This window comes from Streptomyces sp. NPDC048338, assembly GCF_043201055.1.
In the GTDB taxonomy this organism is placed as follows: Bacteria; Actinomycetota; Actinomycetes; order Streptomycetales; family Streptomycetaceae; genus Streptomyces.
In genome coordinates this window covers 72722-84515 of the sequence record NZ_JBICYQ010000005.1, presented here as the reverse complement: position 1 = coordinate 84515, position 11794 = coordinate 72722, and the positions used below count along the sequence as shown (strand labels likewise).

Sequence of the window (11794 nt, the reverse complement as noted above, 5' to 3'; positions counted from 1 at the left end):
TCCGGACCCCGCGGGCCGAGGTGTGGCACTGCGGGCGCCTGTGCGACGGGCGCCCCGGTGATGGACGTCGGGCCGTCAGACCTCGGGACGCAGCATGGGCGGGTTGAGCAGGGTCGCCCCTCCGGCCCTGAACAGCTGCGCGGGACGGCCGCCCTGACGGGTGGTGGTCCCACCGGCAGGAACCAGGAACCCCGGGGTGCCGGTCACCTTCCGGTGGAAGTTGCGCGGGTCGAGGGCCACCCCCCACACGGCCTCGTACACCCTCCGGAGCTCGCCGACCGTGAACTCCGTCGGGCAGAAGGCGGTCGCCAGCGAGGAGTACTCGATCTTGGAACGGGCCCGCTCCACCCCGTCGGACAGGATCCTGGTGTGGTCGAAGGCGAGCGGCTCGGGCTGCTCCCCCTCGGGAGCTCCCGACTCCTCGCGGCCGAGCAGCTCTTCGACCGGTGCCCAGCGGGCGCTGTGGGCGTCGCCGCCCGCGCGCGGCGCCGGCAGGTCGGGCGAGAGCGCCAGGTGGGCCACGCTGACCACCCGCATCCGCGGGTCGCGGCCCGGGTCCCCGTAGGTCGCCAGCTGTTCCAGGTGCGCGCCGTTGCCGGGCGCGGGCTGCGGGGCGGCCGGGTCGTGGACGCAGAGTCCGGTCTCCTCGACCAGTTCGCGTGCCGCCGCGGCGCTGAGGTCCTCGTCGTCCCGGACGAAGCCGCCGGGCAGCGCCCATCGCCCCTTGAAGGGCGCTTCTCCCCGTCGCACGACCAGGGCGCACAGCGCGGGGCCCCGGACCGTGAGCACGACCAGATCGACGGTGACGGCAAACGGCGGAAAGGCCGACGGGTCGTAGGGAGACATGCCGCGATCATAGTCGTCTTCCTGACGATAAACACGCCCCGCAGGTACACCGACCATGACTTCTTCTCCTCCTCGCGAGGCACGCGGCACGTGACGGACACCCATCGCTCACACCCCCAGCTGGAGGCCCTCGGGGGCCTCCTCCACCATGCCGAGCCCGAGCCGGCTCACCCGCACCGCGAACGGCCCGCCCGCGACCCGGAGCCCGGACAGACGCACCGCGCCCAGCGGGGCGGACCTGACGGGCTGCAGGGCGATCGTGCCACCCGGAACGTCGGGACGGATACCGGCCAGGACGGCCAGGAGGTGGACCCCCGCGGCGGCGGCCACCGCGGCGGGCCGGCAGGCCGCCGGGTGCGGCACCGGGACCGCGCCGGCCGTCCGCTGCTCCCCCGCGTACATCTCCGGCAGCCGGTACCCGAACGCCTCGGCCGCGTCGACGAGCCCCCGCAGCAGGGACGCGGCCTCCTTCTCGTATCCGGCGGTGGCGAGCCCGGCCACGGCCACCGCCGTCTCGTGCACCCGCACCGCTCCGGAACGGTGCCCGAAGGGGTTGTGTCCCGGTTCCTTGCCGCCGAGGCTCCGCAGCCCCCAGCCGGAGTCCAGCAGCGGCGTGCCGAGCAGTCTCGCCAGCTGCTCGGTCGCGGCCTTGTCCAGGAGCCCCGGCGCGTACCGGCCGCCGCCCAGCAGACCGGTGTCCAGGAGGTGCGCCGCCCAGCCGCCCATGAGGGGCCAGGACCGCCCTCCCGGCGCCCTGGCCGCGACAGGACGGCCGCCGGAGGGGTCGTCGAGCCAGAACTCCTCCCGGAACCGGGCCCGCTGGACTCGTGCCCAGTCCCGCAGGTGCTCTCCTCCCGGACGGTCGCAGGCGTCGAGCAGGTCGGCGCCGAGCACGGCCGCGCGATGGGCGTGTGCCTGGGTCTCCGCCCGCCACGGCCCGGCGGGGCCCGGGTCCGGCACGAAGCCGCTCGGGTCGGCGGCGGCGCGCAGCCAGCGCAGACACCGCTCCGCGGCGGGGAGCAGCCCTTCGAGGTCCTGCTCGGGCAGTCCCCACCGTCTGGCCTCGGCCAGGACGGCCGGGAAGGCGAGGGTCGCCTCGACGCCGGTGCAGCGGGGCGGGAGGTACGGTCCGGCGTCCCGGAGAGGGCCCGGGATGCGACCCGATTCGGGTCCCGGTCCGTCGAGTTGGGTACGGGCGAGGACGCGGAGCGTGGTGGCGGCGAGGCGGGTGCCCAGAGGCAGGGCCATCCGGGCGGCCCAGAGGGCCTCGGCGGTGGCCGGTCCGCAGCGCCAGGGCACGCCGGCGGCGAGATGGACGTCGGACGACTGTGCGGCATCGCGCTGCAGCAGGGCGCGCAGGTCGTCGAGGGCGACCCGCAGCAGATCGCCGAGCCGTGGGTCGTCGCCCTCGGCACGGGCCTCGGCGAGGACCTGGCCGCCGGGGCGTCCCGCCCCCGAGGGGCCGGCTCCGGAAGCGCGGGACGTCCGGTCGCCTCCCCGGACCCGGACTTCGATACTGAGGGCGTCACCGGGCTCCAACTCGATCTCCCAGCGCAGGAGTCCGGCAGCGGCCAGCGCGTCCACCGGCGGCGGGTCCGCAGTGACGGCGGCGTACCGCCCGTCGGCCGTGGTCCACCGCAGTCCGGTGCCGTGGACGCTCGGGGCGAGCTCGGGTCCGGGCAGCCCGGCCGCAACCGCCCCCAGATCCGCGAGATCCGTCGCCAGGGCGATCTCCACGGGGAGTCGGAGCGGCCGGGCGGCGGAACTGCGCAGGACGATCCGCTCCGTTCCGTCCGCGGCCCGCGTGCGCTCGACGGTGAGACCGGGGTCGGGCCCTGCGTCGGCGGCGGTACGCAGGACGCCCGTGAACACCGCGCGGTCGGCGGCCGCCCGTCTGCCCCGGAGCGGCACGGGTTCGCGGCCCGCGATCCGCAGCACGCAGCGGGAGAGGAGTCGCCGGCCCGCGAGGTAGACCCCTTCGAGGCCGTGGCCCGTGAGCTGCCCGTGCTCGGCGCAGACGGCGAGGGCGGGCAGGGCGACACAGATGATCGCGTCGTGCACGGCGGGCAGGTCTCCCGGCCGTGCCGTGCCGGCGGACGAGGTGCCGACGCCGGACGCGGGCCCGAAGGCGGCGCTGGGGGCCTGGGCGGGGCTGAGGGCCATGAGTGTTCCGTGCTCTCTGTGCGGTCCGGACAGCCGGGGTGGCGTCGGCGGCACGGGCCGTACGGTCCCGCCACAGAGCTGAACGCCTCGGCGGGCGGCCGGGTCACGGTCGTCACCTTCCGCTCCTCGTCCCGCGCTGTCCGCCGCGCCGGGTACCGGTGCCCCGTGCGGACTTGACGAGGCTGACGCCCGGGCGGGTCCCGGCCGACGGTCCGGTCTGCCGCGGCCCCCTGGGCGGGCCGGTCCGCTGCCGCACCCGGCGCCGCGCCGTCCGGCCCTCCGCGGGGCGCGGGTCGTCCGCGGGGCGTGGGTCCTCCGCGGGGCGCGGGTCCTCCGCGGAGCCCTGAGGCTCCCCCATGGGGCTGCCGTCCGCCGCAGGACTTCCGTCCGCCGTGTCAGGCGCTCCGGCCGGGACGGCCGTGTCCGCCTCCGCACGGGCTCGGCGCTCACCTCGCAGGCAGCTGCGCAGCGATTCGGGATCGAGTCCCTCGTTGCACGCCTGGTGCAGCAGGCGGGCGAAGAGGTAGTCGGGGTCGGCGTCCAGCGCGAGGCCCAGAGCCACCCGGGCGGCCGGTTCGTCGCCCGTCGACCAGGCCGTCCATCCGGCGAGGGCGAGCGGCGCGGCCGCGTGCTCCTCGAACGGGGTGACGCAGCGGCGGGCCAGTGCCCGCCACAGCCGCAGGGCCGCGGCGCCTTCCGCGCCCTCCATCCATTCCGCGGCCCGGTCCCGGGTCTCCCGGTCCTGGAGCCCGAGGATCAGGGCCGCGGCCTCGTCGTGCGTCAGCAGTCCGTCGTCGGCCGCGTCGGCCGCTGCCGTCCCCACCTGGAGGCCACCGGTGGAGGAGGCGGCTTCCAGCACCCCGCCGACGGGCCCTGCGGCTCCTGGGACGGCCTCTCCCCCGGCGGGTGGGGCGAAGCGCCGGAGCGCCTCCCCGGCGAGCTCCAGAGTGGCCTCCTGCACCTCCCTGCGGCCCTGCCCGGTGGGGGCGTCGAGGATCCTCGGCACGATCACGGCGGCGGCGGAGTTCAGCGCCTGGCGCTGCGGCTCGTCGTCCGGGGACGTGTGGGGCTTCAGCCGCGCCTGCATGTCCTTGAGCGATCCGCGCACCTGGATCCCCGCGTAGGTGGCGGTCGCCGCCATCACCGAGGTCCCCGTGAGGGCGAGAGGGGTGCCGTCCGTGGGGCAGCAGCGCACGTCGGGGCAGCAGTAGGAGAAGTACAGGCCGTCGGAGATGCACAGAGCCTCGTAGACCGGGATGTCGAGGGCCCCGCAGGCGGTGCGCAGCCGCTGGGCGAAGGGCCGCAGGCGCTCCATCACCCGCCGGCCGGTCTCGCCGGGCGCGGGGTCCTGGCAGAGGAAGACCACGATGCCGTCCGGCCGGGTCCCGACCCGGCCGCTTCCTTCGACGAGGCATTCGGCAAGGCCCTCCGCCGTGGCGGGCCACTCCTCCGGCGAACCCGGGATGCCGAGCCTGACCCGGCCGCCGAAGCGGCCGTGCTCGCCGTGGAGGGCGACGAGCACCACCGAGTCGGTCGGGTGGAAGCCCAGCACGAACGGGAGGGCGTCGGCCAGTTCGGCGGGCCCGCGCAGGGTGATCTGCTGCGCCGGGGCGGTTGTGCGTGATTCGTGTCGGTTCGTGTTCATGGTCACGACGGTCTCGCGGACCCCGTCGACCGCGAAAGCCCTGTGGATAACTCCCGCAGCCGGTTGTCCACAGATCTCGCGGCCCGTTCGCGCATTGTCCGAGCCATCGGGTTGCATGGGGGCATGACCAACGCAGAGCCTCTCGAAGACCGCGCCGCACTCCGGGCCACCGCCGATGCCGTACTCGCCCGTCTGGTCGGGGACCCCACGGGAACGGCGAGACTGCGGGAGGACCAGTGGCGGGCCATCGAGGCGCTCGTCGCGGACAAGCGCCGGGCGCTGGTCGTGCAGCGCACCGGCTGGGGCAAGTCCGCGGTGTACTTCGTGGCGACCTCGCTGCTGCGCTCCCTCGGCAGCGGTCCCACGGTGATCGTGTCCCCCCTCCTGGCGCTCATGCGCAACCAGGTCGACGCCGCGGCCCGTGCCGGCATCCGCGCCCGCACGATCAACTCGTCCAACACGGAGGAGTGGGAGACCGTCCAGCAGGAGGTGGTCGACGGCGAGGTCGACGTGCTGCTGGTCAGCCCCGAGCGGCTCAACAACCCCGACTTCCGCGACCAGGTCCTGCCCCGGCTCGCCGCCGCCACCGGCCTGCTCGTGGTCGACGAGGCGCACTGCATCTCCGACTGGGGTCACGACTTCCGGCCCGACTACCGGCGTCTGCGCACGATGCTGGCCGACCTTCCGGCCGGGGTGCCGGTGCTCGCCACGACCGCGACGGCCAACGCCCGGGTGACCGCGGACGTGGCAGAGCAGCTCGGCACGGGTGCCGGGACGGACGCCCTGGTGCTGCGCGGCCCGCTGGACCGCGAGAGCCTCAGCCTCGGTGTCGTCCGCCTCCCGGACGCCGCCCACCGGCTGGCCTGGCTGGCGGACCACCTCGGGGAGCTCCCGGGCTCCGGGATCATCTACACCCTCACGGTCGCGGCGGCCGAGGAGGTCACGGCCTATCTCCGCCAGTGCGGGCACACCGTGTCCTCGTACACGGGCCGCACGGAGAACGCCGACCGTCAGCAGGCCGAGGAGGACCTCCTGGCGAACCGGGTGAAGGCGCTGGTGGCGACATCCGCCCTGGGCATGGGGTTCGACAAGCCGGACCTGGGTTTCGTGGTGCACCTCGGGTCGCCCTCCTCACCCATCGCGTACTACCAGCAGGTGGGTCGCGCCGGCCGTGGGGTGGAGCACGCCGAGGTGCTGCTGCTGCCCGGGAAGGAGGACGAGGCGATCTGGCAGTACTTCGCCTCGGTCGCCTTCCCGCCGGAGGAGCAGGTGCGCCGCACCCTGGACGTGCTGGCGCAGGCCGACCGGCCGCTCTCCCTGCCCGCCCTGGAGCCGCTGGTCGAGCTGCGCCGCACACGGCTGGAGACCATGCTCAAGGTGCTGGACGTGGACGGCGCCGTGCACCGGGTGAAGGGTGGGTGGACGAGCACCGGCCGGCCGTGGGCCTACGACGCGGAGCGGTACGCCTGGGTGGCGCGGCAGCGCTCGGCCGAGCAACAGGCGATGCGGGAGTACGCGGCCTCGACCGGCTGCCGAATGGAGTTCCTGCGGCGCCAGTTGGACGACGAGGAGGCGGCTCCGTGCGGGCGCTGCGACAACTGCGCGGGGTCCCGCTTCGATCCCAAGGTCACCGACGCCGCGCTCGACGCCGCCAAGGGCGAGCTGGGGCGGCCCGGCGTGGAGGTGGAGCCGCGCAAGATGTGGCCGACCGGACTGGCGGCCGTCGGCGTCGACCTGAAGGGCCGTATCCCCGCCGGCGAGCAGTCCTTCGGCGGACGGGCGCTGGGCCGGCTCTCGGACATCGGCTGGGGCAACCGGCTGCGCCCGATGCTGTCCGAGCAGGCTCCTGACGGTCCCGTTCCGGACGATGTCGTCCAGGCGGTGGTCCACGTGCTCGCCGACTGGGCCAAGGGGCCGGGCGGTTGGGCGTCCGGCGAGCCGGAGGCCCCGAACCGGCCGGCGGGTGTCGTCACGGTCGCCTCGCGGAGCAGGCCGCAGCTCGTGGGGTCGCTCGGCAGCCGGATCGCCGAGATCGGCCGGATGCCGCTGCTCGGTTCGGTGGAGTACGCACCGGAGGCCGAGGACCTGCGGCTCTCCCGAACGAACAGTGCCCAGCGAGTGGTCGGCCTCCACCAGGCCCTGACGGTTCCTCCGGAACTGGCGGAGCGACTGGCCGCCGCGGAAGGCCCCGTCCTGCTGGTGGACGACCTGTCCGACAGCGGCTGGACACTCGCTGTGACGGCCCGTCTGCTGCGCCGGGCGGGAGCAGAGGGGGTGTACCCACTGGTACTTGCCGTCCAGGGGTGAAACAGGGAGTGAACAATGGGCAACTGGGCAGGGATATGAGAGTCATACCGGCGCATTCCAGTCAGCGGCCTCAATTGCTCGTTGCCGCCCGCGCACAGGCCAGCAAGAATTGGGCATCCGCCCCGCACGGCCCGTACGCGGTCTCGAAGGACCGTGCCGTGGTGCGCCCTCACTCGACCTTGCCCGCCTGGCGGGCGCGTATCCGAAGGGAGGACCGTGACCTTCGGATTCGCTCCGTCCGCAGCCACCTCGATCAGTTCGTCGTCCGGGTCCGCCAGCCGCCTCGCTCGGATGCTCGAACCGGCCGAGTGGGCCGCGGCGGGGATTCCCCTGCTGCGCAATCCGCGTGAAGTCGTCACCGGTCTGCACACCCGTCACCGTCCGACGCCCACGACCGCGGTCGTCGCCGTCCTCGACCACGAGGAACGGCTCACGGCCAGCGCGTCGTTCGTCCGTCGTGCCGTGCCGGCGGACGGATGGGAGTTCCGGAACGCGCTCCTCGCGCATCTGCGCCGGGTCCTCCCGCACGACCTCCGGCGCCGCTCCCCGGTGCGCACCGCGGTGCTGCTCTACTGCCGCGAGGGCGACGAGCGCTGGACCGAGGAGGACGGCGCCTGGATGTGGGGGCTCCGGGACGCGTGCACGCTCCACGGCCTGCGCTGCGGTGCGTACATCACGCTGACCCGTGGGGGTTGGCAGGTCCTGGGAGAGGGCAGGGGCGGCCGCCATCCCGGTTCCGACTCGCGTCCCACGCCCTTGGGCGAGGTCACGTCCGAACTGGGCGTTCTCACGCCCCGTACGGCGGGAGGCGCCGCCGAGCCCCTGCGTCGCGTGGCGGCGCGCTGAGACGACGGCCGGGCTGCCTGCGGGCAGCGGCACGGCCCGGCCGCCCGCGAGGGGCGGCCGGGACAGGACCGCGGTCGGTGCTCCGGCTCAGACGCTCGTGCCGAGCACGGCGCCCATGCGCTGCGGGTCACCGCAGACGATGAGCAGCGTGGTCGCGCGGGCGGCGGCGACGGGCAGAGCGCGGGCGGTGGCCTCGTCGGCCCCGCCGTTGACCGCCACGACCACCACGGGGCGGGCGGCCGCCCGCTCCACGGCGGCGGCGTCCGCGAAGAACACGTCGTCGCGGGCGTCCTGCTGGGCCCAGTAGGCGGCATCGCCGAAGGACAGCTCGTGCGCCGCCCAGGGGTGCTGCTCGCCGGTGGTGAGCACCAGGATGTCTCCCGGTGCGCGACCGGAGTCGAGCAGCAGGTCCACTGCCTCCTCGGCCGCGTCGAGCGCGCCTTCGAAGGAAGCGGGGATCAGCTGGATCTGCGGGCCGGATCGCTGTTCGGAACGATTCTCCGGGCCGGACGACGCGGGCTGGCCGGCACCGGTGTGCTGACGCTGCACCGGCGGTCCGGGCCTGGCCGGTCCGGGCACAGGACGCCCGGGACGCGGTGAGCTCGCGGATCGCGGTCCGGGTACGGGACGGGGACTCGGCGCGGGGTGACCGGCGGCCATGGCGGCGCGGGGACCCTGGGCACTCTCGTGAATCTGAGGCTCCTCGGGGATGAGAGGCATGAGTGGATGTCTATCAAATGCCGGCGCGCTGGGCTCCGGCGGGTTGGCACAATCGTGCGACCCGGCTGCCGAGGCACCGGGTGGTTCAGAAGTCGAAGCCGAGTTGGCCCCCGCTTTCCAGAGCGACCGCCTCGGCGGAGACGCGGACCTTCTTGAGGTGCCGCCACTGGGGCAGGGCGTCGAGGTACGACCAGGAGAGCCGGTGATACCGGGTGGGTCCCCGCTCCTCGAGCGCCGCCTTGTGCACCGGCGAAGGGTAGCCCGCGTTGGCGGCGAAGGCGTAGGCGGAGCAGTCCGCTTCGGCCTCCAGCTCGGCCATCATCGAGTCGCGCCGCACCTTGGCGATGACGGAGGCCGCCGCGACCGCGATGCAGGACTGGTCGCCCTTGATCACCGTGCGGACCTTCCAGGGGCTGCCGAGGTAGTCGTGCTTGCCGTCGAGTATCACCGCGTCCGGACGCACCGGCAGTGCGTCCAGGGCACGCACCGCGGCCAGCCGGAGCGCCGCGGTCATGCCGAGCGCGTCGATCTCCTCCGGGGAGGCGTGCCCGAGCGCGTAGCTGGTCACCCACTTCTCGAGCTCCACGGCCAGGGCCGTGCGGCGCTTGGGGGTGATCAGCTTGGAGTCCGTGAGCCCTTCGGGAGGCCGACGGAGGCCGGTGACGGCCGCGCACACCGTGACGGGTCCGGCCCATGCTCCGCGTCCGACCTCGTCGACCCCGGCAATGATCTTGGCGCCGGTGGTGGCTCGGAGCGATCGCTCGACGCTGTGGGTAGGTGGTTCGTACGGCATGGCGCCAGACAGGTTACGCCGAGGGACGCCGCCCGCGATACCCGGATTCCCGTCGGATGTCCGGTCGGCGCTCGCGGGCGGCGCGGGCGGCATCCCGCTCAGGCCGCCCGGGCCCGGAGCAGCGGCACCATGACCTCGTCGATCATGGCGGCGATCTCGGGGTCACTCCATTCACTGCCGCACATTTTCGAGCGGTACATCATCAGCGCCGGGATGACGTCGTAGAGCAGCTCGGCCCCGGCATCGGCGCGCACCTCACCCCGCTGGATGCCACGCTCCACCGCGCCCCGGATCAGCCGCGTCGAGGGGTCGATCACTCCGCTGACGATGAGGTCGTGAAACCGTTCGGCCGCTCCACTGTCGCATTCGTGAATCACCGCCCGCAGGGCGAAGCCGAGCCTGGAGTACATCGCGTCGCGGACCCTCCGGCACAGCTCGTAGAGATCGTCCCGCACGTTGCCCAGATCGGGGCCCTCGACGGTCGGCAGAGCGGTCCGGAGCGCGTCCGCGACGAGATCCTCCTTCGACGGCCAGCGCCGGTACACGGCGGCCTTGCCGGTCTGGGCGCAGACCGCGACGCCCTCCATCGTCAGGCCGCTCCAGCCGACCGTACTCAACTGCTCGAGCGTGGCCTCGAGGATGGCCCGTTCCAGGACCGGACCGCGGCGTCGCATCGACGCCCCCTGCGGCCGAGCGGCGGCCGAGGAGCGCGAAGTAACCATCAGGGGCTCTCCATTGGGGTTGATCGGGAGGGCGGCAGTGTTCAGTGAACGGTTGCGTTCACTGACGGGGACTCACTACCGTTGAGGACAGTGAACGGGTGCGTTCACTCATTCTTCCGTGGGGGATTCGCAGTGACAACATCTCCAGTGGACACACAGACCAGGCCGGGTACCGCCCGGCGCGAGGGCCGACCGGGGATCGCCCTCGCCGTCATCGCCGCCTGCCAGTTGATGGTCGTGCTGGACGCGACCATCGTGAACATCGCGCTCCCGCACATCCAGGACGCGCTCTCCTTCTCGACCACCGACCTGTCCTGGGTGCTCAGCGCGTACACGCTCACCTTCGGCGGACTGCTGCTGCTCGGCGGCCGCGCGGGCGACATCCTCGGCCGCCGCCGCGTGTTCACGGCCGGCATCCTGCTCTTCACCTTCGCGTCCCTGCTCGGCGGCTTCGCACAGGAACCCTGGCAACTCCTCGCCGCGCGCGCCCTCCAGGGCGTCGGCGGCGCGATCGCGTCGCCGACCTCGCTCGCGCTGATCACGACGATGTTCCCGGAAGGCCCGGAGAGGAACCGGGCGTTGGGCATCTTCGCCACCGTCTCGGCCGGCGGCGGGGCCATCGGGCTGCTGGCCGGCGGCATGCTCACCGAGTGGCTCGACTGGCGCTGGGTGCTGTTCGTCAACGTGCCGATCGGCCTGCTGATCGCGTTCCTGACCCCGCTGTACATCAACGAGTCGGAACGCCATCCGGGCCGCTTCGACATCGCCGGCGCACTGACCTCGACGCTCGGCATGGCCGCCCTGGTGTACGGGTTCATCCGCGCCTCCGAGGCGGGCTGGCGCGACGCGCTCACCGTCGGCTCGTTCGTCGCCGCGGCGATCCTCCTCGCGGCCTTCGCCGTGGTCGAGTCGCGGGCGAGGGAACCGATCACCCCGCTGCGGATGTTCGCCGACCGCAATCGCTCGGGCACGTACGTGATCATGCTCAGCCTGGCCGCGGCGATGTTCGGGATGTTCTTCTTCATCGTCCTCTTCGTGCAGAACGTGCTCGGCTACAGCCCGATCGCGTCGGGGCTCGCGTTCCTGCCGGTCACGGTCGCCATCGGCGTGGGCGCGGGGCTCGCGCAGCGGCTGCTGCCGGTGCTCGGACCCAAGCCCTTCATGATCATCGGTGCGGGCCTGACGGGCACCGGCCTCTTCTGGCAGACCTTCATCACCCCGGAGAGTTCGTACCTCGGCGGTGTCCTCGGCCCGATGCTGGTCTTCGGCTTCGGCATGGGTCTGAACTTCGTGACCCTCACGCTGACGGCCGTCTCGGGCGTGGCGCAGCACGAGGCGGGCGCGGCCTCCGGCCTGCTCAACGCCACGCAGCAGGTGGGAGGTTCGCTGGGCCTGTCCATCCTGGTGACGGTCTTCGGGACGGCCGGCCGCGAGGAGGCGAAGGAGCAGCTTCCGTCCTTCCTCGCCGTCGCGACTCCCGAGCAGAAGGCGGAGTTCGCGGCGACGAGGGAGCTGCCTGCTCCGTGGGGTCACGAGGTCCTGACGTCCGGGATCTCGACGGCCTTCCAGGCGGCCGTGGGCATGGTGCTCCTGGCGCTGGTGACGGCCGTCGTGGTGATCCGGGTACGCAAGAGCGATCTGGAGGCGCTGAGCGGCAAGGCGGAGGCCGCGGGTCCGGTGGCGTAGCGCGCCGGACACGCAGGGCCCCGGTCTCCCTCCTCTCGTACAGAGGCGAGGGAGACCGGGGCCCGG

At 73.6% G+C, this 11794-nt stretch carries 9 protein-coding genes; 3 read left to right on the top strand and 6 right to left on the bottom strand.

The features are described 5' to 3' along the window. Positions 1 to 75: 75 nt before the first annotated feature. The 3 genes from ACGFZF_RS13625 to ACGFZF_RS13615 form a co-directional block, all read right to left on the bottom strand. Positions 76 to 846 (bottom strand): NUDIX domain-containing protein, encoded by a 771-nt coding sequence (locus ACGFZF_RS13625; RefSeq protein WP_393553891.1) that lies wholly within the window; start codon positions 844 to 846, stop codon positions 76 to 78. A 108-nt stretch (positions 847 to 954) separates the two neighbouring features. Next, complete coding sequence (locus ACGFZF_RS13620) at positions 955 to 3009, bottom strand: glycogen debranching N-terminal domain-containing protein (protein WP_393553889.1); 2055 nt, start codon at positions 3007 to 3009, stop codon at positions 955 to 957. 112 nt (positions 3010 to 3121) lie between these two features. Continuing rightward, on the bottom strand, positions 3122 to 4654 hold the full coding sequence (locus tag ACGFZF_RS13615) for a DUF4192 family protein (protein WP_393553887.1): 1533 nt from the start codon (positions 4652 to 4654) through the stop codon (positions 3122 to 3124). Between the two features lie 123 nt (positions 4655 to 4777). Here ACGFZF_RS13615 and ACGFZF_RS13610 point away from each other — a divergent pair, with 123 nt between their 5' ends. After that, a complete protein-coding gene (locus ACGFZF_RS13610) occupies positions 4778 to 6961 on the top strand; it encodes a RecQ family ATP-dependent DNA helicase (protein ID WP_393553885.1) in 2184 nt (727 codons plus the stop codon). 216 nt (positions 6962 to 7177) lie between these two features. Beyond that, entirely contained in the window at positions 7178 to 7807 is a 630-nt protein-coding gene (locus ACGFZF_RS13605) for a hypothetical protein (RefSeq protein WP_393553883.1), read from the top strand. An 87-nt stretch (positions 7808 to 7894) separates the two neighbouring features. Here the strand turns inward: ACGFZF_RS13605 and ACGFZF_RS13600 are convergent, their stop codons facing one another. The 3 genes from ACGFZF_RS13600 to ACGFZF_RS13590 form a co-directional block, all read right to left on the bottom strand. Beyond that, positions 7895 to 8527: a hypothetical protein gene (locus tag ACGFZF_RS13600; RefSeq protein ID WP_393553881.1), complete on the bottom strand. Its 633-nt coding sequence runs from the start codon at positions 8525 to 8527 to the stop codon at positions 7895 to 7897. 85 nt (positions 8528 to 8612) lie between these two features. Beyond that, on the bottom strand, positions 8613 to 9320 hold the full coding sequence (locus tag ACGFZF_RS13595) for a ribonuclease HII (RefSeq protein ID WP_393553879.1): 708 nt from the start codon (positions 9318 to 9320) through the stop codon (positions 8613 to 8615). 98 nt (positions 9321 to 9418) lie between these two features. Continuing rightward, entirely contained in the window at positions 9419 to 10042 is a 624-nt protein-coding gene (locus ACGFZF_RS13590; RefSeq protein WP_393553877.1) for a TetR/AcrR family transcriptional regulator, read from the bottom strand. 132 nt (positions 10043 to 10174) lie between these two features. On the opposite strand from ACGFZF_RS13590, the gene ACGFZF_RS13585 reads away from it, so the two are divergent. Next, a complete protein-coding gene (locus tag ACGFZF_RS13585; protein WP_393553875.1) occupies positions 10175 to 11728 on the top strand; it encodes an MFS transporter in 1554 nt (517 codons plus the stop codon). Positions 11729 to 11794: the final 66 nt, after the last annotated feature.